The sequence below is a fragment of the Peribacillus sp. R9-11 genome, assembly GCF_031345095.1.
Taxonomy (GTDB): Bacteria; Bacillota; Bacilli; order Bacillales; family DSM-1321; genus Peribacillus; species Peribacillus butanolivorans.
The window spans coordinates 4,184,097-4,210,960 of sequence record NZ_CP133763.1; the positions used below are offsets into that span (position 1 = coordinate 4,184,097).

Sequence of the window (26,864 nt, forward strand, 5' to 3'; positions counted from 1 at the left end):
TTTTTGCTCCCCCTCTTTAATGTTTCGTAGTGTAATCACGTTTACGTGGTGCGATAAGTGATACATCAATATCTTCATAATGGAATTCAGGCGCTTGATCCAAGCCTTTGAATGTCGCCATTGTTGTTTTCATGAATTCCTCATCATTACGTTGTGGGAAATCAGGTTTGTAATGAGCTCCGCGGCTTTCGTCACGGTTTAAAGCACCAATTGTGATTACACGTGCTAATTGCATCATGTTTTGAAGCTGTCTAGTGAAGGCAGCTCCTTGGTTGCTCCATTTAGCAGTGTCATTGATGTTAATTTTCTTGTAACGTTCCATCAACTCAAGAATCTTGTTATCAGTTTCTTTCAACTTGTCATTGTAACGAACTACAGTAACATGCTGTGTCATCCACTCACCAAGTTCTTTGTGTAGAACATACGCGTTTTCATTACCATCAAGAGACATGACATCATTCCATTTTTCTTGTTGTTGTTTTTCGTAACCATCAAACAATGAAGAAGGAATAGACTCTGAAGTTTTATCAAGGCCTTCAATATATTTAACTGCATTCGGTCCAGCAACTGAACCACCATAGATTGCAGAAAGAAGTGAATTCGCACCTAAACGGTTACCGCCATGTTGAGAGTAATCACACTCACCTGCAGCAAATAAACCTTTAATGTTTGTCATTTGGTCATAATCTACCCAAAGTCCGCCCATAGAATAGTGAACTGCAGGGAAGATTTTCATTGGAACTTTACGAGGATCTTCACCCATGAATTTCTCGTAGATTTCAATGATTCCGCCAAGTTTGATATCAAGTTCTTTAGGGTCTTTATGAGAAAGATCCAGGTAAACCATGTTTTCTCCATTAATACCAAGCTTCATGTTCATACATACGTCGAAGATTTCACGAGTAGCGATATCACGAGGTACAAGGTTACCATAAGCAGGGTATTTTTCTTCTAGGAAATACCAAGGTTTTCCGTCTTTATATGTCCAGATACGTCCACCTTCACCACGAGCAGATTCACTCATTAGACGAAGCTTATCATCTCCAGGGATTGCAGTTGGATGAATTTGAATGAATTCACCATTTGCATAATTTACACCTTGTTGATAAACAATGGATGCTGCTGAACCTGTATTAATCATTGAGTTAGTTGATTTACCGAAAATGATTCCAGGACCACCGCTCGCCATGATGACAGCGTCGCCAGGGAATGATTTGATTTCCATTGAAGTCAAGTTCTGTGCTACGATACCGCGTGCTGTTTGGTCGTCATCGATAACAGCTCCAAGGAATTCCCAGCCTTCATATTTCGTTACAAGGCCTTCTACTTCATAACGACGAACCTGCTCGTCCAATGCGTAAAGTAATTGCTGACCAGTTGTTGCACCAGCAAATGCTGTACGGCTATGTTGAGTTCCACCGAAACGACGGAAATCAAGAAGACCTTCCGGAGTACGGTTAAACATTACGCCCATACGGTCAAACATATGGATAATCGATGGTGCTGCTTCGCACATCGCTTTAACCGGTGGTTGGTTAGCTAAGAAATCTCCGCCATAAACTGTATCATCAAAGTGGATATATGGAGAATCCCCTTCACCTTTTGTATTTACTGCCCCATTGATTCCGCCTTGGGCACAAACTGAGTGAGAGCGTTTAACAGGTACTAAAGAAAATAAATCTACCTGTTGTCCCAGCTCTGCTGCTTTGATCGTAGCCATTAAACCAGCTAGACCTCCACCAACGATAATAATTTTACCTTTACCCAATTCTGTCACTCCCTTATTTCCATTAGCAAAGCTATGTTTTTCCTAATACTTATAAATAAACTCTATCTTCTTATACGAAAGCGAAAATTGCGCTAACCCCTACATAAGAAAGAAGAACGAAAACGATCAAAGTAACGTAAGTCATGATTTTTTGCGATTTAGGTGAAACTGTTAGACCCCAGCTCACTGCAAATGACCATAATCCATTAGAGAAGTGGAAAATTGTCGAAATGACCCCAACTAAATAAAATGCAATCATAAATGGATTAGAGAAAATCTCTGCCATCATGTCAAAGTCAACCTCTGCACCTAATGCTGCTTGAATTCTAGTTGACCAAACATGCCAAACTAGGAAAATCAACGTAATGATTCCGCTTAGACGTTGTAAAAAGAACATCCAATTCCGGAAAAATCCAAATCTACCCAAATTATTTTTAGCAGTAAACGCGATATAAATCCCGTAAACTGCATGATAAATCAAAGGTAAGAAAATGATGAAGATTTCCAAGAAATAACGAAACGGTATGCTTTCTAAGAAATGTGCTGCTGAATTAAATGATTCCGGTCCCTTTGTTGCCATATAGTTGGTAACTAAATGCTCCAACAAAAACAGCCCGATCGGAATAACTCCAAGTAGTGAATGAAGTTTACGATTCCCAAACTCACGATTTTTTGCCACTAAGTGCCCCCCCTTAATTTGTGAAAAATCATGCAAAGATAAACTGGTGGCTACCTTTTATCTCCGCGTGAAAATAAAGTATAGAGTTTGAAACATCCCTATACTTTCTTACAATTATGTGACATGTCCATTTTACTCCTGACTTCTATGTGCGTCAAGAAAACGGATACAAGAATTCTCTTTTTCAGAATAGATTTTATTGGTTAAAATTGTATAATTTTTAATTGTCAAGATTATAACTTGGAGAAATTAGTAATTAATCTATTAATATCCCGGAATAATTTCTCATTTTTTCCCAATTACGATTGAAATAATAAAAAAACAGTATAATTTGCAAAAGAAAAACGTTTATAATAGATTTACAGAAAGAGGCGATAAACTATGAAAAAAAATATTGCTGCAGCGATAGAAGAAGAAGAAATTCAAACAGAAGAATCTCATGTTCCAGCTTTCGGCTACGAATTAATCCGAGAAGTTTTATTGAACGATATTCTCGGAAAAGATTCTAATCAAATTCTCTATTGGGCAGGTAAACAATTAGCGAGAAAATTCCCACTGAATGGCGAACAGGAAGTTGTTGCATTTTTCCAAAATGCAGGCTGGGGCCATCTTGAAATCATAAAGTTTTCGAAAACCGAGATGGAATTATCCTTAACAGGTGAAATAATCAGCCGTCGCTTAGATCTTCATCCTGACTGTCACTTCCAACTTGAAGCCGGTTTCCTTGCCGAGCAGTTTACACTGCAGAAAAAATTCTTAAGTGAATCGACAGAAGAAATCAAACGCCGTGCAAAAAAAGTGACATTTACCATTCAATGGGATCCTAGAGACCCAATCTAATGAGCCTAAAAACAGACTTACCCTTTTTATCGGAAGTCTGTTTTTCATTAGACTCCAAGCAATCAAACAAGCACTTTTGCATGCTGTCCTAATTTAAACGCTTCATGAAGTGCTTCGACTGCCTTCACCATTTCCTTTTCATTGACGACAGTTGAGACTTTAATTTCAGATGTGCTGACCATTTTCACTTGAATACCTGTGTTAGCCATCACTTCAAACATTTCGGCAGCCACTCCCGGATTAGATACCATTCCTGAACCGACGATAGACACTTTGGCCAATCCGCCCTCCGTTTCTATTCTATCGAATGCCAATTGGTCTTTATTTTTTTCTAGCACGTTTAAAACAGCTTCCGTATCTTCACTTTTTATGGAGAAAGAAAGGTTTGTTGTATCCTCTGCTGTCATGCTTTGGATAATAATGTCAACGTTTATCCGGTTTTTTGCAAGTGTCATGAAAATTGTGGATAATGATCCTAGTGATCGGGGCAAACCATTCACTGTGACCCTTGTAATACTGTCTTCAAAAGCAATACCGCGTACAATTAAATTTTCTTCCATAGTTGCTTCCTCCTCAATGGTAGTTCCTGCTTCTTTCTCCATACTCGAACGGACTTCAAGCGGAATCTGGTGGTTTTTCGCATACTCAACAGCTCTTGGATGAAGGACACCCGCCCCTAGATTGGCAAGTTCTAGCATTTCATCGTAAGAAATAGATTGCAGTTTTCGAGCATCTTTTATGTAACGTGGGTCTGTTGTAAATACACCCGTTACATCGGTATAAATATCACATCGGTCCGCATTTAATGCTGCAGCAATAGCCACTGCAGTCGTATCAGACCCGCCCCGCCCTAGTGTCGTGATTTCTCCATTTGCATCATTCCCTTGGAAACCTGCAACGACCACAATTTTCTTTGCCTGAAGCTGAGCTTGAATTCTCGAAGCATCAATGTTTAAAATCCGGGCATTCCCATGAACGGATTCTGTTTGCATGCCAGCCTGCCAGCCGGTGAAAGAAATAGCTTCACGCCCCGCTTCAATTAAAGCCATCGTTAACAGGGAAATCGTGACCTGCTCTCCAGTCGTCAATAACATATCCATTTCCCTCTTGCTTGGATTTTTGGAAATATCTTGAGCCATGTAAACTAATTCATCTGTTGTTTTCCCCATAGCTGAAACAACGACAACTACCTCATTCCCATTCTCTGCTTCCTCGATTACTCGATTGGCAACATTTTTGATTTTCTCGACACTACCGACGGATGTCCCGCCAAATTTTTGAACGATTAATGCCATCCTAATGCACCCTCTTTATCTTTTTTAGGCAATAAAAAAAGCAATGAGAAATATCTCATTGCTGTGATCACGTATTTAATACAGTAAACACAGTGAGATAGCTCTCCAGGGTATACCCCCTGACAATCCGCCATTTATTAAATGTCAGACCAGAAAAACAAGGCATGAGTCTTGTCCTCCTTCGGCGTTATCCCCTTTCAAAACCTTTCATCGAAGCTCATACTTCTCCAGGTTTTTACTCTTGAATTCCGCACCTCTATCAGCACTTTTAAGTTGTCTAGTTGAAAATTCCTTCTTATCATAGCATAGAGAAATGTAGGTAGCAAGATTATTCTTGCAATTTTCTAACGATTCCTTCAGCTACTCCTTTTGGCATGCCTGCCTCTATAATTTGTTCTACCGATGCCTCTTTAATTTTTTTCAATGAACCAAAATGCCTTAACAATTGCTTTCTTCGTTTTTCTCCGACTCCAGGTATATCATCAAGCTGCGAGTGAACCGCATTTTTCCCGCGTAGCTGGCGATGAAACGTAATCGCAAACCGATGCACTTCGTCCTGAATTCTTTGCAACAGATAAAATTCCTGGCTACGCGAATCAAGCGGTACCAGTTCCAGCGGATTGCCAATCATCAATTGCGATGTTCTGTGCTTTTCATCCTTAATGAGACCAGAAAGCGGAATATCAAGACCCAGTTCATTTTCTAAAATATCTCGAACAGCCTCCACATGACCCTTTCCACCATCAATAATGATTAAATCCGGAAGTGGCAGCCCTTCTTTTAAAACTCGTGAATATCTTCTGCGTACAACTTCACGCATCGATTCATAGTCATCGGGTCCCTGGACAGTTTTGATTTTATATTTGCGATACTCTCTTTTTTCCGGCTTACCGTCAATAAACACAACTAAAGCGGAAACCGGATCACTGCCCTGAATGTTCGAGTTATCAAAAGCCTCGATCCGATGCGGGGTATAGATGCCTAATTGCACCCCAAGATTTTCCACCGCATTGATCGTTCTTGCTTCATCCCGTTCAATCAAAGAAAACTTTTCCTGAAGGGCTATGGCAGCATTTTTATTCGCCAATTTAAGCATATCCTTTTTCGATCCCCGTTTTGGATGAATCGTCTTCACGCCAAGCAGCCCTTCAGCCATTTCCGCATCTACTGACTCTGGCAGCAAAATTTCCTTTGGTTTAAAGTGATTGGTAATCTCGTAAAACTGACCTAGGAATGTAAGAAGTTCCTGATCCGGTTCATCATACACTGGAAACAGGGAAACATCCCTTTCTATCAATTTCCCTTGTCGCACAAAAAATACCTGAACACACATCCAGCCTTTATCATAGGCATAGCCAAATACATCACGGTCGATAAAATCAGTCGTCATCATTTTTTGCTTCTCCATCGTGATATCGATGTGGGCAATTTTGTCACGGAACTCCTTTGCCCTTTCGAAATCAAGCTCTTCTGATGCCTCTAACATTTTTTCTGTCAGTTCTTTTTTTATCTCAGTATGGCCGCCGTTTAAAAATCGGTTGATATCATCCACCATTTTTTTATATTCCTGTTCCTCTACATCATACACACATGGAGCCAGGCACTGCCCGAGGTGGTAATAGAGACAAACGCGATCCGGTAGGGTATTGCATTTTCTAAGAGGATAGATGCGGTCGAGTAATTTTTTCGTTTCATTGGCCGCAAAGGCATTCGGATACGGACCGAAATATTTACCTTTATCTTTTTTGACTTTTCTCGTAATGATTAGACGCGGATGCCGTTCAGCAGTCAACTTGATGAATGGATACGTCTTGTCATCCTTCAGCATGATATTATATTTTGGATCATGTTTTTTGATTAAGTTTAACTCTAAAATGAGAGCCTCAATATTTGACGAGGTAACGATGTATTCAAAATCGTCTATCTCATTAACGAGTCGTAACGTTTTCCCATCATGGGAACCGGTGAAATAAGAGCGCACACGGTTTTTTAATACTTTCGCTTTTCCTACATAAATGATCGTTCCCTGACGATCCTTCATTAAATAACAACCTGGTTGATCGGGAAGAAGGGCAAGTTTATTCTTTATTTGTTGGTTCATACATTCAGCCTCCTGTTCTCCCTTTTTACAATTAATTATATATCAAGATAGCGAAAAAAGCTTCAAGTCCGCAGACTTGAAGCTTTTTTTAGCTAACTTAATATTAAGCGTGTTTTGCAATAAGTTCAGCAAGAGCTTCTTTAGGTTGGAAACCAACAACTTTATCTACTACTTCACCGTCTTTTAGGACGATTAATGTCGGAATGCTCATTACGCCGAATTTTCCAGCTGTTTCTTGGTTTTCGTCTACATCCACTTTTACGATTTTAGCTGTGTCGCCAATTTCAGTATCAAGCTCTTGAAGAACAGGAGCAATCATTTTACAAGGTCCACACCATGGAGCCCAGAAGTCTACAAGAACGACACCTTCGCTAGTATCAGTTGTGAAAGTTTGGTCAGTTGCATTTACAATAGCCATATATATATCCTCCTCAAATTTACTCAAATAACTAAAGACAGTATACCATTGTTACTAGAATCGATGCTAATATTTTGCTTCAGTGGTAGGATGTCCAAAAACAGAGTAAATATACAGGTTTCTTACCTCTTCCTGATAGCTTAATTATTAATTAAAAATACAACACACAAAAAAAAAAAGGCATTTATCAGTTAACTGTCAAATGCCTTGTTCCTTACCTATATTGTTTATACTTTAAATGCTTTCTATTACGCGTTCACTTTTAACTTTTTGAATTCTTCTGTTAGTAATGGAATGACTTCAAAAAGATCACCGACAATTCCATAATCAGCTACGTTAAAAATGTTAGCTTCTGGATCTTTATTGATGGCAACGATAACTTTAGAGTTGGACATACCAGCTAAATGCTGAATAGCTCCAGAAATTCCGCAGGCAATATATAGGTCTGGAGTAACAACTTTACCCGTTTGGCCGATTTGCAAAGAGTAATCGCAATAGTCTGCATCACATGCACCACGAGAAGCACCGACTGCACCGCCAAGAACTTGAGCAAGTTCCTTTAATGGTTCAAAACCGTCTTCACTTTTTACGCCACGTCCGCCGGCAATGACTACTTTTGCTTCTGAAAGGTCGACCCCTTCACTTGCTTTTCTCACAACATCTTTAATAATCGTACGCAAGTCTTTAATATCTACACTTAATGTAGAAACATCACCAGAACGGGACTCATCTTTCGGCAATGGTTCAATATTGTTTGGACGAACAGTTGCAAACACAATTCCTGCTGTGACAATTTTCTTTTCAAATGCTTTACCAGAATAAATCGGGCGAGTGAAAACGATGTTTCCGCCTTCTTCTTCAATAGAAGTAACATCGGAGATTAAACCTGATTCAAGCTTGCCAGCTAGTTTTGGCGCTAGATCTTTTCCTAGTGCAGTATGACCGAAGAAAATGCCTTCTGGTTTTTCCTGCTCTATGACAGCAAGCAAGCTTTGCGCATAACCATCTGATGTATATTGTTTTAATTGATCATTTTCAACTGCTACTACTCGGTCTGCACCATACTGGATCAATTCATTCCCAAAATTTTGAACACTGTCACCAACTAAAACACCTACGATTTCTCCGCCATCTGCTGCAAGTTTAGCCGCACCGATTGCTTCAAATGATACATTTCTTAGTGAACCGTCGCGAACTTCGCCCAATACAAGAAACTTTCTAGCCATTTATAAAAACCTCCTGTGCTCTATTTTATCTTTTTGTTGTGTGTAGTATATTTTGAAAAGAACCGCTTCTATTAAATTACTTTTGCTTCACTGCGTAATAATTGAACAAGTTCGCTAACTTGATCGCTAATCTCGCCGTTCAGCACTTTTCCAGCCTCTTTTTTAGCAGGAAGGTAGATTTCAATTGTTTTTGTTTTTGCTTCAACATCTTCTTCTTCCAAATCCAAGTCGTCCAATTCTAATTCTTCAAGTGGTTTTTTCTTCGCTTTCATGATTCCTGGCAAAGAAGGATAACGTGGTTCGTTTAATCCTTGTTGAGCTGTTACTAGCAATGGAAGAGAGGCTTCGATTGTTTCAGAATCTCCTTCAACGTCACGGATAACGCTTACATTTCCAGCAGCGATGTCCAATTTAGTGATTGTTGTAATATATGGAATTCCCAAAATCTCAGCAACGCGCGGACCTACTTGGCCGGAGCCTCCGTCGATTGCTACGTTTCCAGCAATGATTAAATCAGCATTTTTACCTTTTAAGTATTCACCAATAATTTTGGCAGTCGTGAATTGATCGCCATTTTCTATGTCGTCTTCAATATTTATTAATACGGCTTTGTCAGCACCCATAGCAAGCGCAGTGCGCAATTGCTTTTCAGCTTCCTCAGTTCCAACGGAAATAACCGTTACTTCTCCACCTTGTGCATCACGAACTTGGATTGCTTCTTCTACAGCATACTCATCGTATGGGTTAATGATGAATTCTGCTCCATCCTCATTAATTTTCCCGTTAGAAAGTGTAATTTTTTCTTCTGTATCAAATGTTCTTTTCAGCAGCACATAAATGTTCACGATAATACCTCCCGAATAATTTGAGTTTTGAAGATTATGAATTTTTTAAACATACTACTTGTATTCTTCAGATTTCATCAAAATCCTGCATAATGTATAAAAATAAGTTATTAATTCACTAGTTTTGACATGAAACACTACTATTTCCCTTTAAATATTGCTTCTCTTTTTTCGATAAAAGCACCAATTCCTTCTTTTGCATCAGCAGTATCGAAGGCTTGGCAGAATAGGACAGCTTCTCTTTCTACACCTTTATAGTAGGAATCATGCTTAGTATAATTTAATAGTTCAATAGTCGACTTTAATGCAAGAGGGCTTTTCTTTGCGATTTTAAAGGCTAATTCCTTCGCTTTCGGAATAAGTTCTTCATCTGTGAAGGCATGATTAGCTAATCCACATTGCACAGCTTGTAATCCTGTAATTGGCTCACTTGTAAATAGCATTTCAGCGGCCATTGCCGTACCGACATAACGAGGTAACCGTTGTGTGCCTGCAAATCCAGGAATTAATCCAAGCTGTAGCTCAGGCAAACCTAGTTTTGCTCTTTCTGTTACTAAACGGATGTGACAGGCCATAGCCAGTTCCAATCCCCCGCCAAGCGCTGCTCCATGAATAGCTGCAATAACCGGTTTTGGAAAAGATTCAATTTTTTCAAATACAGATTGACCATTTTTGGTCAGTTTCTCGAAAGCTTTACCGTTTTCTACTTCTGTAAACTCTTTAATGTCTGCTCCAGCAGAGAAAAACCTACCTTCTCCATGAAGAAGGACAACCCGTACGTTCTCGTTCTCCGCAATTTGATCGAAGGCTTGTGACAGCTCTCTAATGATTACCGAAGACAACGCGTTTGCAGGTGCATGATTAATCGTTATAAAAGCAACATGATTCTCGATTGAAAGCTTAAGGTATTCCATATCTATCCCTCCCGGCATGCTAGTCAAACTTTTTTGAAAATTCAATATGTATCACTTCCCCATAAAACTGGAAAGCTGATTAATCGATTTTTTTGAGGATGACTAAGCCACCCTCTATTAAAATCGTTAACTTTTCAAGCTGCATCCACCCAGTAGAAGGCGGTGAACATCTTTTGCAAGGTCTGAGAGTGAATACTTTTGCTCATTCATCACCCAAGTTGTCACTGTTTCGTCAATCGTTCCAAAAATCATCTGCCTAGCAAGTAAATGATTTAAATCCGGCGAAAATTCGCCGTTCTCTTTTCCTTCTATAATGATCTGATCAATTAAATTTAAATATCCTCTTAACACATCATTAATTCTTAGGCGTAATTCTTTATTCGACTGTCTTAATTCCAACTGAGTGACGATTGCTAAATTCACGTCTTCTGAAAGGATTTGAAAATGTTTTTGAATGAGCACATACAGCTTTTCTGAAGCTGAGCTCTTTCCCTTAAGTTCTTCTTCAATCTGTTCTACAAAATAGCCCATCTTTTCATGAAATAATGATATTAAAATATCTTCTTTATTTTTAAAATAAAGATAAATGGTGCCATCCGCTACGCCTGCTTGCTTGGCGATTTTGGATACTTGTGCTTGATAATAGCCGTTTTGGGCGATGATGATAACAGCTGCATCAATAATTTGATTATACTTCGGTCTGTTGCTTTTCACTGGATGTCCCCTTTCAGAAAATGAATGAATCATCATTCATATTTCTATCATAAAATGGCGACCCTTTACTGTCAAGCAAAAACTTCTTAAGAGTCCTACACATTCCAATATGTTTATTGTACAGCTCAGATCTTTAGGTTGTCCAGTTGTTCTGTAAAAACACGGAGCTAAATGAACAACTGCTCCGTAAGAAGGTTAAGCTTCTTTAGGCTTCTTTTCTTTCCTCTGATATTTTTTTCTTTTCTTCATCAATAAGAACTCTGCGTAATATCTTTCCAATCGTCGTTTTAGGAAGTTCCTCTCTAAATTCATAGCTGCGCGGTACTTTATAGGAAGCTAGACTCTTTCTCGCAAACTTATTCAATTCTTCTTCTGTCACACTTGCACCTTTTTTCAGAACGACATAGGCTTTGACCGTCTCACCACGATATGGATCTGGGATTCCTGCCACGACTACCTCCTGAATGGCCTCATGCTCATATAGTACTTCTTCGACCTCACGAGGGTAAATATTGAAGCCGCCTGCAATGATTGTATCTTTTTTCCTTTCGACTACATAAAAGAAACCTTGCTCATCCATGTAACCTAAATCGCCTGTAAGCAGCCAGCCGTTTTTAAATGTGTTTTCCGTTTCTTCCGGACGATTCCAGTATCCCTGCATTACCTGCGGCCCTTTTATTGCAATCTCACCAATTTCATTCGGCGGAAGCTCTTCGCCACTTTCTAGTGACAGAATTACTGAGTCCGTATCCGGCCAAGGCAATCCAATGCTTCCTTTAACCCGAGGCTGATCCCAAATAAAGTTGGCATGGGTAACCGGAGATGTTTCCGTAAGACCAAAGCCTTCAACCAGCTTCCCGCCCGTAATTTTCTCAAACTGCTCTTGAATCTCTAATGGAAGTGGTGCTGAACCGCTTATACAAGCATTGATAGAAGAAAGATCATATTTTGCGAGATCCGGATGGTTCAAGAGACCGATATACATCGTTGGTGCGCCTGGAAACATTGTTGGTTTCTGCTTTTGAATTGTTTTCAGCGTTGCTTTAACATCGAACCTTGGCATAATGATCATCGTGTTCCCTTCCATAACGGAAAGAACCAATACAGTCGTCATACCGTACACATGGAAAAATGGAAGAATCGCTAGAATCCGTTCTTCACCACGTTTATTTTTATAAAGCCAAGCATTACACATTTTCGTATTTGCAAGCAAGTTCTTATGGGTGAGCATAACCCCTTTAGGAAAGCCGGTTGTTCCTCCTGTATATTGTAAAAGGGCCAGGTCTTTCTGCACATCAATCGGCTCAGCGACTTCTTCTGGTATTTTTCGTTTCATGATTTCAGTAAATAGATGGTGATTACCCGCATGCTCCACATTGATGACAATACCGTATTCCTTTTTTTGAATAAAGGGATAGATAAGATTTTTCGGGAAAGGCAAGTATTCTTTGATGGCGGTTATAATGATGTGTTCTATTTCTGTTCTTGGGGCAACCGCAGTGACACGGGGAAATAAAATATCCATCGCTACGATTATTTTCGCTCCGGAGTCTTTCATTTGATACTCGAGTTCGCGTTCCGTATAGGTTGGATTAGTTTGAACTATGACTCCCCCAGCCATTAGTATCCCAAAAAAGCTAATGACACCTTGCGGACAGTTAGGAAGCATGACGGCAACTCGTTCTCCCTTTTGAAGACCGATACCTTTTAAATAGGCTGCGAACTTTAAAGCTGATACGTACACTTCTTTGAAGGTTAATTCCTTTCCCTGGAAATGAATCGACACCTTATCAGGAAATTCATCAGCGGACTCTTTCAAAAATGAATAAAGAGGTTTATCTTCATACGACAAAACAGCTGGTATTTGTTCCGGATAAATAGCTTGCCACGGCTTATTGCTCATTTGCCCCCTCCTTCTGAATATTCTCAATACTCTTTTCCATTATAATACAACCGGGATTTTCTTACAATTGCTGAAATTTAGAAAAAGTAAGCATAAAGGCTGATAATCAGTAGTAGAGCAGTGAAACCTCGAATCTTTAAGATTTATAGGTAGGGGTTCTAAAATAGAGTAAAGGGGCAGGTAGATTGATACTTTCCTTACTTCTCGCATAATTTTTTCTTAATTTGTTCACTTAATTTTCAAGTTCAGTCGTAAAAAGTTAAATGATATGAAATGAGTTTATCGCAATATGCCGGGGTTTATTAAAATATTTAATAAGAGAAGGCTGCTTTTCATAAATAACTTTGTATGGCTCCTAAGAGATTTAATCTAACGGATTAATTCATTCTACATTACAAAATTATTGAATGAGTTGATTCTTTTTTTTCTTCCTATAAGAGATTGCTGCTGATATTGTGTTGGTGTAACACCTTCATGTTTTTTGAACACCCTTGCAAAATAATTTGGATCGGAGAATCCACATTTCTCGCTTACTTCCATTACGTTTTCCCTGCTGTAGGTCAAACATTTTTTCGCTTCTTCAAGTCGACGGACCGTAACATATTGAGTAATCGTATAACCAGTCTCTTGTTTAAAAAGTCTGCTAAGATATTGGCCACTAAGAAAGACCAACCTGGATAAAGTATCTAAATTTATATCTAAGTGATAGTTATTTTCTATATATTCCATGACTGTTAAAATATCGTCATGTTCACAGGGTGCTTTTAAAGAAGCTGAAACCGAGCGCTTTACTAAAGGTATATATTTGTTTAAGGCTTGCTCGATTTCTTTCGGGTGAGCAGGTTTTAATAAATAGTCACCTGTTCCTGACTTAGACGTTTTAAATGCTATGTAACTTTCATCGTACCCCGTTAGGAAAATAATTTGGCATTCCGGAACATCTCTTTTGATCATTTCCGCTGCCACCAAGCCATCCATGATAGGCATTTTAATATCCATAAGGATAACATCCATTCGATTTTGTTTAGCTATGTTCATGGCCTCCACCCCGTTTGTAGCTTCGAATAATTGGCTTATTCCTAGATTTGCTCTTTTAATTATCATTGTTAGCACTTCTCGTTCTAATGGTTCATCATCCACAATCATTACCTTCAAGACAAACACCTCCTGGATTAGGGATGACTATCCGTACCTTTGTGCCATTTCCAGGTTGGCTTTCTAACGCTGTAATACCGTACTCTTCCCCAAAATAAAATTGAATTCGCTTATGGACATTATTCATCCCAATTCCTGTAGTATGACTATTTTTTCTCACACTTGGTTGTAAAAAAATAGAGGATAACGTTTCCTTTGTCATCCCCACTCCGGTATCAGAGATTTCTATTACGACATTGTCATTTTTTATAAAAACATGAATTTTTATATCAACTGTACTATTATTTGGTTCAAACCCGTGAATGATAGCGTTTTCAATTATAGGTTGAATAGAAAGAATAGGCATTTTCAATGCTTCGGCATCAACTTCTACTATTTCTTCGTATTGAATTCTGTTACGAAAACGAGACTGTTGAATACTTATGTAATTTTTAACATAATCCAATTCTTCTTTTAACGAAACATGCTGATCTATATTACGCAGACTGTACCTCATGATTTTAGCCAATGAATACGTCACTTTTTGTGTTTGTTCCGCGTTCTCTAAATAAGCTAATCGGGAAATAGTGTTTAATGTGTTAAATAAAAAATGAGGATTAATCTGGGATTGCAATACCTTAAACTGTGCTTCCTCAAGAAATTTCTCCAGTGTGGCACGAACCTCCATCTCCTCCATCAACTTTTGATTCTTCTCATTTAACTCATCCTGCGCAAGATTATTAGCACCAGTTTTGATAATATAATTAGCTACTAGCTGAAGCATTTCTATTACTGCTTCAATTCGCTTGCGACCTGTAAATTCAATCTTCTCTACATAAAGCTGTATGAGCTCTTGATCCATTGGTATATGTTTTATTTTCTCCCTAATCTGGTTCACATGCTTTTCATCACGATTTTCTAACAGCACCTGGCCACATAAAACAGATCCAAGGTACTCCCCATTAAGAATAATAGGAGCAGCTATATCAACTAGACCAGAATGGCAATAATGCAAGATGGGCTTTGCCTGTTTTGCTGCAATGAGCCCCACCTTTTGATCCGACAATACACAGCATTGCAAACCTTCTTGGGAGGAGCGCATATGGTTACAAAAACTTGTGAAATTAGTTGGCATGGTTACAGGTATCCCCTGCTGATCCGCAATTATTACTCCAAAACCGGTAGCATCTGAAAAGCGTTTCTGGATATCCTGAAGAATATCCACATTCACAACATTACGTAATGTCAACATAGTTAACCTATACCTCCACGTTAATTATCTTTTTATTTTGAAAATTAAAAATCATATGTCTTTTTACATTATAACTAATTAATTTTCAATAAAAAGTATAAAGTTCCGGAGTCAACCAAATAAATTTTTTTGTGAAATAAAAAGACTTGAAGACATGCTGCCTTAGAACTAAGAAAGCCTTCTTTCTGATGTTAGACTTGGTGCAAATTCGGTTCAATTGTCCCTGTCTGATGATTTACATAACGAGCTAGTACAAATAAGTAGTCAGACAATCGATTTAAATATTTTATTACAATTGGATTTACCGGTTGTTCTTTGTTAATTGCGATTGCATTACGTTCCGCTCTTCGGACAATGGTTCTTGCACTATGAAGTGATGCACCGATTGGACTTCCACCAGGCAAAATAAAATTAGTAAGAGCTTTAAGGTGTTCTTCCATTTTATCTATTTCTTTTTCCAAGAAGTGAACATCTTCTTCTTCTATCGGCCACCCCACTTGTTTCCCTATAGGAGTAGCTAATTCTGCTCCAATGTGAAACAATTTCGTTTGAATAATATGTATTGTTTCCTGTAATGACTTCCATTTCTCTTCGGCAGGAGCAAAAGAAAAAGCTAACCCAATCATGGAATTGGCCTCATCACATGTTCCGTAAGCTTCAACATACACAGATGCCTTTGACACTCTCTTTCCATATACGAGACTTGTTTCACCTTTATCACCAGATTTAGTATAAACCTTCATTACTTACACCCTCTCTATTTTTTTTGATAATTATATACCGCTCTCATCATGAAGATTTTCATAAAAAATGATAATCGCTAAACCAGAAATCGGTGGAATTCTGATTGTTAAGAGGCTTAAAAAATCTCTGCATTATGGGAAATCACTCTGGTATCAATGCCCTCATTTCAGTTCACGTTATTTAAGGCGAATGTCCATAAAAGCCCAGTTGATTCATGTAACAATCAGTGAAGAAGATAAGGAACCTCCACTGATTGTAATTTTGCTTTATTCATGGAGAATCCCAATTAATTTTTAAATTCATACAGTGCATCAACTGCACTCTGAGCTACGCGTATATCTTCATCAACGGAGCCACCACTTACACCTACTGCTCCGATAATTTGCCCGTTATTATACAATGGAATGCCTCCGCCAAATACAACAACCCGTCCGTTATTTGTAGTATTAATACCATAAAGTTCTTTTCCATTTGCAGCTACTAGAGCCAAATTCTCTGTCGTCATTTTCATGGCTATTGAAGTCCACGCTTTGTTTTGCGCAAGTTCAACGCTTACCAATAAAGCATCATCCATTCGGTGACAGGCGACAAAATTCCCTCCTTCATCCACAATGCTTATAACCACAGGTACTTTAATTTCGTTCGCCTTCTTTTCAGCACTCTCAATCAGATTTTTTGCTAATGTTAAATTGATATGACTCATTTTCCGCCACCCTTTCCTCTTAAAAAGCTAATGGCAATCCTTTAACTAAACGAGCTGCGTTCTTCCCTAATTTGCGACCGTTTTGAATGATGTCTTGTAAATAAGGTTCTTCCTGCTTCAAATTCTCGTGATGTACACATATATTCCCAACGCGATCGATGCCAATCCCCACTTTCAATGGAGACATACATGCTGCTTTACTCCCTAGTTCAATATAGTTGCTCGCTTTATCACATTTTTGCACTAAAAACGAAACCCCTTCTTCTTCTAGTCCTGCACATATTTCTTGAATTTGATTAACATTAAGAGCGCTGTCGTACAAAATTGCAATGTTTACTTCACGTTTATTCATTTAAATACCTCGTGCCTGACAGTGGCTAATATCAATCCAGTAGCCACTGCATTTCTCGGACCTTCTGTGCCGCGTATATTGGCAAAACCTGCTACAATCCCGTACTTACCCAATTCCTCTGTTAACATTTGTGGAATTTCAAAGTCTAGTGCAGATCCCCCCACCATAACGACAAAAGAAAGGTGCTTTAAATTACCTGTGGGGATTACCCGCTTAAGGGCGCGCAGCGCATTCGTCACAAACACCCTCCGTTTTGCACTTCTTCGGGTATCTCTAATTTTCTCCATAGATGCTTTGGTTGCTAAAGGGATAAGATCATCTTCTTCCCGGATTACAACTTTCCCAAATGTATATGGAGGAAAAGGGGTTTCAGAAAATAGCATCGTTCCGTCTTCTAGCTGCATATGGAATAAACTTAATACTTTTCCTAAAGGATGCTTTTTTATTTTTTCAGCGAGTTCCTTGTTGCCTAAAGCGAGTTCAGAATTTATGAGCATCGTGACCATGTCCCCTGCCCCAGCCAAGTGACTCGATTTAATTTTGCCCGATTCATTCATCATTGCAGCATCAGTAGACCCTCCACCCATATCGAGAATTACGATTGGCTTTCTCGTACCAGGGGTCGTTAGGGCTCCTCGAATGGCCATTTCCGCTTCAATACCGCCAATTTCTACGGCGACGCCAATTTCCTTTTCCAATAAAGAAGCCACTCTTTGGACAGGAACTTTGTCTGTTTTAACCATTGAGGCTAAAGCGACTCCGCTTTCCATGGATAGCTCACCCGCCATAGCCCCGTTAATTGAAGTCGGGATTACTGCATCAACGGCGAGAAAGTCAGAGATTGTAATATCATTTGGTAATTGTCCAGTGAGTTGGGCTAAATCATGCCGGAGACCATTAAACATCCCTCCAACATTGGTGCCTGTTTCTCCATAGACGTCTACCAATACTTCTAGCTTTTCATAAGTATTCATTATCGCTGCAGCTCCATCATTAATGGACACTTCTAGCTTTTGGTTATTCGCTCCTTTTAGAAGGACCCTTCCCGCTTCTATTTTTCGTTCGACAACTTCCCCTTTTGGTGTTCGAATTACCACCGCTGATCGATTGCCAACTAATGCTTTGGCAACTAACGCAATTTGTATCGTTTGGTCAGGATCCAATTGAAAAACAGTAGAAAGACCGTATGGATTGCTTAACGTCCGAATCACATGGCCCGGTAAAGCCACTTCTACTGCTGCTAATTTCAACAGAGGAACTTTTTCAATCATAGCTACCTCGTCCACGATGGGAATCTTTTTGTTCAGACGATTGTGTATTAATACTCCATCATCTTTTTGTACAACGGCACCGGTGATAGAAATCCCTTGACTTACTACCCGATTCAATCGGTGAGCAGCCCACTCATAATCAAAGTTTCTAGGGATAACAGCAATATAGTCTTGCCCCTTTTTTTCTACGTCCAATAATTGATCAATCAACACCGTTATTCCCACTCCTAACCCTGCTCCACCCGGAGTATCAGGGTTATGACCTATCATAGAAGATTCCGTGATAATGGTTTCGCTAATGAGATCCATGGCCAAATCACCTATAACCGGCACAGCATCATTCAAGCGAATAAGATCAATGTCTTTTAACTCGATGCCTGCTTTTTTAGCTGCTTCCTGCAAAGCTAGGCGAATGCCTTTCACGTTATCAGTCGTTCCTTTTATACCCGTTGTTTTCACTAAATACTGTGAAAAAAACTCTGTATGGTTTCCTTCCACACTTGCAATCGCCACTTCCGTTGATGAATTTCCGATATCTACACCAGCTAGAATCTTTTTCATCACTCTTTAATCCTCATTCCTCTTTAGCCTTCCTCGTCTTTCATACACATCTGCAGCTTCGCGAATTAATTTTGCATTCTCTAATGCCCCATACTCTTCTTCTAATTCATCAGCTATCGCTAAAAGCTGTTCTTTAGTCGAACGATTAGGGCGCATTGCATTATAAATTTGTAAGATACGGGCATCGGAAATATTAATCATTTCCGATGCTCTACGGAAGTTTTTTGCCAGCTGTGTTCTTCCTAAACTTTCACTAATATCTGCGTGCATTTCAAGCGTTTTTGGACTGATACGCAAGTCTGTTTCAGTTACGTCTCCTTTTAAAGCAGCATCCAATGTTAAATCATTGTAGGGTTTTTCTGTACGTGAAAATAATAAATCAGGCCTTTTTATCCCGAGTGGATAGTCATTTTTTGTTAAATTTACCTTTTTTTTCGTTGTTAGATTTTCCATCTGAATTCCCTCCTAGTCTTTAATTAAAAATTCTACTTTTAATTCAACTGGCTTTTGATCTGGAATAATAGATTGGCACTCTTTTAAATAGAGCAAGGCCGCTGCTGCTTGGTATTTAGGCCGTGTCATTTCGTCATTTAACACCGGTACAGGGCTAGGGCTTTCCCCTAGCGCGTACATGGCCGCGTTTCGTCCAATCGCCCTATACATGTCTAACGTAATTAAAGGTGATTGAGGAAATAATTCAAGATTGGTGAGCGGGTCTAAATCTCGTTGATGGATTACTGCTGTTCCCCTAGATTGCAGGCCTATACTGATTCCTGAACCACTCATTTGGGCTCCTCCATGTGCCATAAAAGCCAAATCAGCAGTGCGCAAGCTGCGAATGACCCGTGGTACGGCACCTTGCTCTTCAATCCCGGAAAGGATTTCACGTAGGACAGAAGCGTGATCGACTTTCACAATTGTTTTATTCATTTCTTTTCCAAAAGCAGGAGCGATCGCTACGATCACTTCTCTCGGATTTGTTCCTTTCGTGGCCGTTCCGATATCTGTTAATTTCATCTCTATTAAAAATGTTGTCGTCATATTCAATTCCCCCTTAATCAAAATCTTGCGGACTAATGGCTTGACGAATGTTTTTAATTTCTTCCCATCTTTCCGGACTGAGTCGATAGCCCGTCCCAGGTCCCTTGTAATCGTTTTCATCATTTACCGCACTTATAACCACATTATCTTTATTAATAATGGCTGATGTATGTAAATAGTCACCAGCTACCCTATGTTTCAACATATTGAAAATTCGTTCTGCAGTTTGTCGATAGCCACGCTTAGCTAAGATAAGAGCTACATCAAAACCTGAAATCCCATCTCGTAGTATTCGCTCTGCTGCCTTTAAATCTTCAACAACATTACGCTGCGGCATATCTACACTGCTGTTAGCATAAGTAGCCGCTTCGATTTCCTCATCTGTAATCACAGGGAATCCTAGCTCTTCGAAAATAACTTGTAAAGCTTTTGCTGCTTGATAACGGGTTTTGATAAGGCTTTCTTCATCCACCGGTTTTAATCCGCCGTCCACCATCATATCTCTTTGAATAATTAAGTAATCGTCCAAATCACTAGAATCCATATTAGAGCCTGCAAACATATCCTCATTGTTTGGTACAGCAGCAAATCCGGCAAAGATAAAATCTGTACCAGGAAGCATTTGACATAGCATTTTAGCGCTACGTCGGATTTCCGAATGAGAAAAGGTTTGGTCATTTCCCGAAGCTACCTCCATATCAAACAATGTAGTAGCTAGGTTTTCTGCTAAGACAGCGCGGATTCCACTCGGTACCGAGGCTGGTATGCCAATACAACTGATGGAACCGTTTTGCAGCCCTTGAACGCCCGCTCCTTTCGCCATCATGACACAGCGAATCTCTAAATAAAGCATTGATTTTCCTTCTGCTCCGGCCATTTGCACCTCGGAACCAGTACCTGATGTAAAGCGCATTTTAGCACCTCTTGAAGCATAGGCAGAGGCTAAAAATGATTTCGACCAAGGCGTGTCATCCCCATCCATGAAGACTGATTCCGTACCATAGATAGAGACAGTTTCCGCATAAGAAGTCATTCCAAGCATTGCTAAGCGAAGTTCCGTCGCTTCTTCTAAAGAATCTTGAGTCAAGATTCCATTCCTTGCAGTTTGGGAACCTACAAGTAATGCCAATGCGTTAAAGGGGGCATAACGGGCAACTCCGACAGTTGTTTCTTGTTCATCAAATCCATAGAGTCCGGCTTCGGCAGCGTCTGCTGCCATTAATACAGGATTATCTCGTACATTCGTCACATGACATTGGTTAGACGGTGTTTTCCTTGCCCTCATTTTTTGTAAAGCCATCATCATTTCAACAACATTCATATGATTTAGGACTTCTAGAACTTTTGCGGGTGTGAGCCCTTTTGACAATCTAACAATTTCTGAACGAGACACATTAATATCCACGAGTTTCTTAGCAATCTCCAAGCTGTCAAGAGCCATGACTTGTTCGGTTAAGCTTCTATCTATTGTGTAATCTGCAATAAATTGATCTAACATATCAAAGTCTTCTCGTCTTTTCCCATCCAACTCTACTATCTGACCATTTTCTATTGTAATAGAAGGCTTGGGATCATTAGGGCTCGACATAGCAACAAATCCCATTTCAGGCCATTCTTTAACAAATCCATCTTTATTGACCGGTCTTTCTTCTAAGATCTCAAATCGTTTTGAGCGTAGCATAAGCGAATCCCTCTTTCTATGATTAGTTAGTTATTGAATAGCCTACATTAATGAGTTAATAAAAGAAGTAGAGACTTCTTCTTGGGTACAATAGCCACCATCAAAAGGCAATATTAAGGGCTTAATGATAATGATCTCCACCCTTTTTTAGCTTGGATATCATATTCTACTTTGTTAACTGTTTGATGGAGTTTTTATGACAATGTCCCTCCTTAAATTTGTTTCGTTTGTTTTATTATAATTTTCAGAATTATATATGTACCTAGACACAATTTGCATTCACTAGCATTTTTTTTACTTTTTAGCTATTAAATTTATTGATGAGTGACTAAACTCCGATTTTGAATTAGCCTTTGGTGTTTGAACACAGTATCTTAAGAAAACTCCTAACCTTGCAGACCTTAAAAAATGGAACAAAAAAAAGGAGTAATCTTTACTCCTTTTTGAACTTTAGTTTTTAATCCTATACCAATATTTATATTTTTCTTCAAACCCTAATTTAGCGTACAGGTTTAATGCAGGGGCATTCGATAATATAACCTGTAGGTAAGCATATTTCGCCCCATTTTCTTTTCCCCAATGCAAGAGATTTTTATTGAGTTTTGCTCCATACCCTTGGTTTCGAAATTTTTCTTGCGTAACAATATTGAACAACCCTAAGTATTCGCCTTCTAAAACACCCAGTCCACACGCTAACACTGTTCCGCTATCATCAGTCAGCAACATAAAGCATCTGTCTGGAATAATATTCTCTAACATTTTTTTAAAAATTGTTTGATCATGATCACTTATATGGTTTAACAGACAGAAATTACGAAACCAGTTTTCATTTAATTGATTATAATTGAACTACCCACCACTTATCGACCTTACGGTCTGATTGAAGTGGGGGATTCCTAAGAACATTAGCCTATCGGCCAATTTTTAATTAGGCTACTCCCGTAATTCCTACGGTTAGAAGCCTTATGGCTTCATTCATTAGATTGAGTCCTGCGTTAATATCTCGATCGTGGTAAGTAGAACAAAAAGGACAATCCCATTCACGAAGATTCAGATGTTTAACGTCTTTATTTTGGTAACCGCAGCTAGAACACAATTGGCTAGAAGCAAACGTTTTAGATACGGTCACGATTTGTTTACCATACCATTTTGCTTTGTATTCCAACATTTTTTTGAATTGGTACCAAGATACTTCACTAATAGCTTTAGCTAGTATGTGATTTTTCATCATATTCGACACTTGCAAGTCTTCCATTCCAATAACATCGTGGTTTTTGATGATTTCGGTAGAAACTTTATGTAAGTAATCCATTCGGGCATTTGACATTTTTTCGTGTAGGATAGCCACTTTTCGTTTTTGTTTTTGATAGTTTTTGGCTTCAGCCAATGGTTTATTTTGATTCAAGGCTATTTCTTGTCGCCTTGAAAGAATCCGTTGTGCTTTGGCCAATTTCTTTTCGACCGTCCGGAAGAATTTTGGATTTTGATAGACCGTACCATCTGAAAGAATAGCAAAGTTCTTCAAACCAACATCTACACCGCACGAACGATTCGTTTTAGGAAGTACTTGTACATTGGTTTCGGCTAAAACGGAAATGAAATATTTACCCGAAGGGTTCCGCCTGATTGTGGCATTGATGATTCGCCCTTCGACTTCGCGGCTTTTAGCAAAACGAACTAGACCGAGTTTTGGCAATTTGATTTTGTTTCCAACAATTCCAATATTCCCATTCGTATGTTTAGTTGTATAGGACTGGATAGGATTCTTTTTCGATTTGAAGCGTGGTGACTTGTTTTGCTTTTTATAATATCGACTATAGGAATCTGCTAAATTTTCCACCGATTTCTGTAAGGCAATACTGTCTACTTCTTTCAGGAAAGAATACTCTTTCTTTAAAGCTGGAAGTTCTTTGATTGTTGCGTATTTATTCAGAAAAGAACCTTTCCATTCATTAGAGGGTAATTGGCCGTTCTGCTTCATTTCTTCACAGATATACCAGTAGGCATCTTTCTCCTTTTGTTTGCCTAAAAAGAAGTTATAGACAAAACGGGAGCAGCCGATCGTTTTATTGATTAGAACTAGTTGTTCTTTAGTTGGATAGATTCGAAATTTATAAGCTTTGTTTACGACCATTGGTTTCACCCCCTTATAGTTATTATTAACCACCGAACGTATGTTTGTCAAAAGATTACTTTGGCTTATGCCAACCGCCATTCATCTCCCCTTACCGTTGGGCTCTCGCCCTTCACACGTTTGAAGAGGGAATATTCTGGCGGGAAATGATAAATTTGCGTTTGCAGTGCCGGTAAAGCGTTCATTGATAGTTCTTCAATCTTTTGTATCAGTTTAGACTGATACACTTTTCGTCCTCCTCTTCCAAACTGTCAATATAACCATTTATACACTCAAAACATCATTTTTTAATAGGAGCTCAAATAAAAGAAGCGACACAAAGGCCGCTTCTATCAGGTGAAGAATATCATATAAATGATTCCAAGCAGAAAAAAAATTCCGCAACAAACGATTAGGATTTTTGCAAGTTTCTCCACAGTTTTCTCCCTCTCATGCAGAGCATTAAGAAATTCCAGCGCCGATGACAAAAGATAAAGCGATTGAAATGATCATCGATAGGAATCCAACTGCCCGATTATCTTTTTGTATCTCTTCATCTATTTTAAATCCAGGCGTCATAAATTCAAAAATAAAATAACCGATCAGCAGCAGGACAAATCCGTATACGCCCCAGCCAATCATTGTAATTATCGAGTTCTGAAGGAGAATAGATTGTTGAAATACATAGGCAATCCCAAAAATCTTGCCGCCTGTGGCCATCGCGACAGAAAGATTTCCCTGTTTGATTTCCTCCCAATTTTTGTACTTTGTGACAAGTTCAAAAATGGCTAAAAAAACAATAATGCACAAAATAACAACACTGTAACGAGCAGCTATATATACATATTCATTTTCCCACATGTTCTCCATGGTACAACTCCCGAATGGTAACTGACCATCCGGCTTGGCAGAATAGCCGGAATGACCACTTTCCTTTATTTAAATTCTACCACCGTCACACCTGTTCCACCTTCTGCAGCCTCGCCGAACCGAATTCGTTTGACAGAGCGGTGATGTTTCAAGTATTCCTGAACACCTGACCGGAGAGCTCCCGTTCCTTTACCGTGAATGATAGAGACACTCGAATATCCGGCCAGCAGAGCATCATCAACATATTTCTCCACTCTGGACAGTGCATTTTCGAAACGTTCCCCACGAAGGTCAAGCTCAAGGCTAACGTGATAATCTCTTCCTTTTATCGTGGTAAGAGGTTTCGTTTCTTTTACTTTTGTAGTCTTAATGAATTCTAAGTCAGATTCCTTTACCTTCATTTTCATGATTCCGATTTGAACCTGCCATTCATTACTTGAAGCTTTCTCAATTAGATGACCTTTTTGTCCAAAGCTAACAACCTTAACTTCATCTCCAGGTTTTAAGCTTTTATCCAACGGTGTAGCCACTTTATTTGCTGATTTTTTTATTTTAGGCGCCGCATCTTCAAGTCGCTTTTTCGCGTCGATTAATTCATGCTCTTTGACGTCAGCATGCTTTTCAAGACGCAGTTTACGTAAATCAGCAATAATTGCTTCTGCTTCTTTTTTTGCATTTTCCACAATGGCAGCTGCTTCTTTTGCTGCCTTTTCGACCATCGCATCCCGTTCTTCATGGTATTCACCAATTTGCTTTTGAAGATCTTTATGAAGAATTTCAGCCTGTTTCAGGTGATCTGCGGCTTCTAGTTCCTCTTCTTCGGCCTTCTTGCGGCTATCTTCAAGGGACGCTATCATATTCTCAACTTTATTTGTATCTTCACCGATATGGCTGCGGGCGTGGCTAATAACGCTCTCTTCCAAGCCAAGACGCTTGGAAATTTCAAACGCATTACTCCGCCCCGGTACACCAATCAACAGTTTATACGTTGGACTCAAGGTTTCTACATTAAATTCAACGCTTGCATTGATGACGCCTTCCCGGTCATATCCATACGCTTTCAATTCTGGATAATGGGTCGTTGCAATCACACGAGCACCGCGCTTATAAACTTCATCCAAAATCGAAATGGCTAATGCGGCACCTTCCTGAGGGTCAGTTCCCGCTCCAAGCTCATCGAATAAAACAAGGCTATCATAATCGACATTCTTTAGGATGTCGACAATATTGACCATATGGGAAGAGAATGTACTTAAGCTTTGTTCAATCGACTGTTCATCGCCAATATCGGCATAAACAGAGGAAAACACAGCCGTTTCAGAACCATCCAGCGCAGGGATTTGCAGACCGGACTGGGCCATTAACGTACAAAGGCCAATCGTTTTAAGGGTAACGGTTTTACCCCCTGTATTGGGACCAGTGATGACGATTGTCGTAAATTCATCACCAAGGAAAATGTCATTAGCCACGACAACATCACTCGGAATGAGCGGATGCTTCGCTTTGAATAATTTCACGCGTCCTTCATTATTTAGAATCGGTTTAGACCCTTTTATCGCTTTTGCGTACTTTGCCTTGGCGACAAGGAAATCGACTTGTGCGAGCACCTTAACATTGTGAAGCAATTCCGGGGTGAACTCACCGACTTTTTCCGATAACTCGACTAAAATCCGTTCTATTTCCTGTGTTTCCTTCACTCGTGTTTCCTGAAGTACATTATTCAATTGAACGATTGCCTGTGGTTCAATAAACAACGTTTGTCCGGATGAAGATTGATCATGAATGATCCCGCCATACACACTTCGATATTCCTGTTTTACTGGGATAACAAAACGGTCATTGCGGATTGTGATAATGGCGTCTGACAACATTTTCGAAGCATTGGAGGAACGAATCATACTTTCGAGTTTTTCCCTGACACGGCTTTCGTTCGTACGAATCTGGTTTCGAAGGGTACGCAACTTATCACTCGCAGAATCCATCACTTCGCCGTGCTCACTAATAGCATAAGTAATTTCCCGCTGCAATTCAATCAACGGATGAAGTGAATCAATATATTCTGCTAAAAGTGGAACTTCGATTTCCTGCTCCGCGATTTCATCAAAGAAACGACTCAGAATCCTGCCGGCACGAAGCGTACTCGCAAGCTCCATCAATTCCATCGGTGAAAGCATACCGCCAATCTGAGCCCGTTTTGCATGTGGACGGATATCAAAAATTCCGCCCAATGGCAAATTTCCTTTTAAACGGACAATTTTGGCTGACTCATCTGTTTCTTCCTGCCACCTCGATACTTCCTCAAAGTCAGTAGAAGGCATCAATTGCTGTGCCTTCTCCTTTCCTATGGAAGAGGATGCATGTGAGACTAATTGTTCTTTAATTTTATGAAATTCCAATGTCTTTAAAGCTTTATTATGCATGGAGTTAAAGCTCCTCCTC

General features: G+C 39.4%; 25 protein-coding genes and 1 riboswitch. Of the genes, 1 reads left to right on the plus strand and 24 read right to left on the minus strand.

What is annotated here, in order from left to right; translation table 11 throughout:
- Positions 1 to 16: 16 nt before the first annotated feature.
- Positions 17 to 1,768 carry a succinate dehydrogenase flavoprotein subunit gene (sdhA, locus tag RE409_RS20375; RefSeq protein ID WP_201186093.1) on the minus strand — a complete coding sequence of 584 codons (1,752 nt, stop codon included), beginning with the start codon at positions 1,766 to 1,768 and terminating at the stop codon, positions 17 to 19.
- Between the two features lie 70 nt (positions 1,769 to 1,838).
- Positions 1,839 to 2,447, minus strand: a complete 609-nt coding sequence (locus RE409_RS20380) for a succinate dehydrogenase cytochrome b558 subunit (RefSeq protein WP_201186095.1) — start codon at positions 2,445 to 2,447, stop codon at positions 1,839 to 1,841.
- Positions 2,448 to 2,828: 381 nt separating this feature from the next.
- On the opposite strand from RE409_RS20380, the gene RE409_RS20385 reads away from it, so the two are divergent.
- Entirely contained in the window at positions 2,829 to 3,287 is a 459-nt protein-coding gene (locus RE409_RS20385) for a YslB family protein (RefSeq protein WP_201186096.1), read from the plus strand.
- Between the two features lie 62 nt (positions 3,288 to 3,349).
- Here RE409_RS20385 and RE409_RS20390 read toward each other — a convergent pair whose 3' ends face one another.
- The 22 genes from RE409_RS20390 to RE409_RS20495 all read right to left on the minus strand — a co-directional run bounded on the left by RE409_RS20390 (position 3,350) and on the right by RE409_RS20495 (position 26,845).
- Entirely contained in the window at positions 3,350 to 4,582 is a 1,233-nt protein-coding gene (locus tag RE409_RS20390) for an aspartate kinase (protein ID WP_201186098.1), read from the minus strand.
- Positions 4,583 to 4,672: 90 nt separating this feature from the next.
- Positions 4,673 to 4,849: riboswitch (Lysine riboswitch) on the minus strand.
- Between the two features lie 61 nt (positions 4,850 to 4,910).
- Positions 4,911 to 6,683, minus strand: coding sequence for an excinuclease ABC subunit UvrC (gene uvrC, locus RE409_RS20395; protein WP_201186100.1), 1,773 nt, complete (start codon positions 6,681 to 6,683; stop codon positions 4,911 to 4,913).
- A 103-nt stretch (positions 6,684 to 6,786) separates the two neighbouring features.
- A complete protein-coding gene (gene trxA, locus RE409_RS20400) occupies positions 6,787 to 7,107 on the minus strand; it encodes a thioredoxin (RefSeq protein ID WP_328113193.1) in 321 nt (106 codons plus the stop codon).
- A 242-nt stretch (positions 7,108 to 7,349) separates the two neighbouring features.
- Positions 7,350 to 8,327, minus strand: coding sequence for an electron transfer flavoprotein subunit alpha/FixB family protein (locus RE409_RS20405; RefSeq protein WP_201186102.1), 978 nt, complete (start codon positions 8,325 to 8,327; stop codon positions 7,350 to 7,352).
- 71 nt (positions 8,328 to 8,398) lie between these two features.
- Entirely contained in the window at positions 8,399 to 9,172 is a 774-nt protein-coding gene (locus tag RE409_RS20410) for an electron transfer flavoprotein subunit beta/FixA family protein (protein WP_201186103.1), read from the minus strand.
- Between the two features lie 140 nt (positions 9,173 to 9,312).
- The gene (locus RE409_RS20415) at positions 9,313 to 10,086 is read right to left on the minus strand and encodes an enoyl-CoA hydratase (protein WP_201223450.1); all 774 of its coding nucleotides are present in this window, start codon (positions 10,084 to 10,086) and stop codon (positions 9,313 to 9,315) included.
- Between the two features lie 126 nt (positions 10,087 to 10,212).
- Entirely contained in the window at positions 10,213 to 10,800 is a 588-nt protein-coding gene (locus RE409_RS20420) for a fatty acid metabolism transcriptional regulator FadR (RefSeq protein ID WP_201223449.1), read from the minus strand.
- Between the two features lie 205 nt (positions 10,801 to 11,005).
- Positions 11,006 to 12,703, minus strand: a complete 1,698-nt coding sequence (locus RE409_RS20425) for an AMP-binding protein (protein WP_309557981.1) — start codon at positions 12,701 to 12,703, stop codon at positions 11,006 to 11,008.
- A 387-nt stretch (positions 12,704 to 13,090) separates the two neighbouring features.
- Positions 13,091 to 13,849, minus strand: coding sequence for a response regulator transcription factor (locus RE409_RS20430; protein WP_242486980.1), 759 nt, complete (start codon positions 13,847 to 13,849; stop codon positions 13,091 to 13,093).
- On the minus strand, positions 13,836 to 15,089 hold the full coding sequence (locus tag RE409_RS20435) for a sensor histidine kinase (RefSeq protein ID WP_201223445.1): 1,254 nt from the start codon (positions 15,087 to 15,089) through the stop codon (positions 13,836 to 13,838). The genes RE409_RS20430 and RE409_RS20435 overlap by 14 nt, the downstream gene beginning before the upstream one ends.
- Before the next feature lie 191 nt (positions 15,090 to 15,280).
- Positions 15,281 to 15,832, minus strand: a complete 552-nt coding sequence (locus RE409_RS20440; RefSeq protein ID WP_201186113.1) for a cob(I)yrinic acid a,c-diamide adenosyltransferase — start codon at positions 15,830 to 15,832, stop codon at positions 15,281 to 15,283.
- Between the two features lie 287 nt (positions 15,833 to 16,119).
- Positions 16,120 to 16,536, minus strand: a complete 417-nt coding sequence (locus tag RE409_RS20445) for a GlcG/HbpS family heme-binding protein (RefSeq protein ID WP_309557982.1) — start codon at positions 16,534 to 16,536, stop codon at positions 16,120 to 16,122.
- A 19-nt stretch (positions 16,537 to 16,555) separates the two neighbouring features.
- Positions 16,556 to 16,888: a glycerol dehydratase reactivase beta/small subunit family protein gene (locus tag RE409_RS20450; protein ID WP_201186114.1), complete on the minus strand. Its 333-nt coding sequence runs from the start codon at positions 16,886 to 16,888 to the stop codon at positions 16,556 to 16,558.
- The gene (locus RE409_RS20455; protein ID WP_309559297.1) at positions 16,885 to 18,720 is read right to left on the minus strand and encodes a diol dehydratase reactivase subunit alpha; all 1,836 of its coding nucleotides are present in this window, start codon (positions 18,718 to 18,720) and stop codon (positions 16,885 to 16,887) included. The genes RE409_RS20450 and RE409_RS20455 overlap by 4 nt, the downstream gene beginning before the upstream one ends.
- A gap of 6 nt (positions 18,721 to 18,726) precedes the next feature.
- A complete protein-coding gene (locus tag RE409_RS20460; RefSeq protein WP_309557983.1) occupies positions 18,727 to 19,173 on the minus strand; it encodes a diol dehydratase small subunit in 447 nt (148 codons plus the stop codon).
- A gap of 12 nt (positions 19,174 to 19,185) precedes the next feature.
- Positions 19,186 to 19,761 (minus strand): propanediol/glycerol family dehydratase medium subunit, encoded by a 576-nt coding sequence (locus tag RE409_RS20465; protein ID WP_190271077.1) that lies wholly within the window; start codon positions 19,759 to 19,761, stop codon positions 19,186 to 19,188.
- Between the two features lie 13 nt (positions 19,762 to 19,774).
- Positions 19,775 to 21,442 carry a propanediol/glycerol family dehydratase large subunit gene (locus RE409_RS20470; RefSeq protein WP_190271076.1) on the minus strand — a complete coding sequence of 556 codons (1,668 nt, stop codon included), beginning with the start codon at positions 21,440 to 21,442 and terminating at the stop codon, positions 19,775 to 19,777.
- 450 nt (positions 21,443 to 21,892) lie between these two features.
- Entirely contained in the window at positions 21,893 to 22,201 is a 309-nt protein-coding gene (locus tag RE409_RS20475; RefSeq protein ID WP_201186116.1) for a GNAT family N-acetyltransferase, read from the minus strand.
- A gap of 169 nt (positions 22,202 to 22,370) precedes the next feature.
- Entirely contained in the window at positions 22,371 to 23,576 is a 1,206-nt protein-coding gene (tnpB, locus tag RE409_RS20480) for an IS200/IS605 family element RNA-guided endonuclease TnpB (protein ID WP_201186117.1), read from the minus strand.
- Between the two features lie 65 nt (positions 23,577 to 23,641).
- On the minus strand, positions 23,642 to 23,803 hold the full coding sequence (locus tag RE409_RS20485) for a hypothetical protein (RefSeq protein ID WP_201223441.1): 162 nt from the start codon (positions 23,801 to 23,803) through the stop codon (positions 23,642 to 23,644).
- Between the two features lie 214 nt (positions 23,804 to 24,017).
- Positions 24,018 to 24,425: a DUF350 domain-containing protein gene (locus tag RE409_RS20490; RefSeq protein ID WP_053347227.1), complete on the minus strand. Its 408-nt coding sequence runs from the start codon at positions 24,423 to 24,425 to the stop codon at positions 24,018 to 24,020.
- A 65-nt stretch (positions 24,426 to 24,490) separates the two neighbouring features.
- On the minus strand, positions 24,491 to 26,845 hold the full coding sequence (locus RE409_RS20495; RefSeq protein WP_309557984.1) for an endonuclease MutS2: 2,355 nt from the start codon (positions 26,843 to 26,845) through the stop codon (positions 24,491 to 24,493).
- Positions 26,846 to 26,864: the final 19 nt, after the last annotated feature.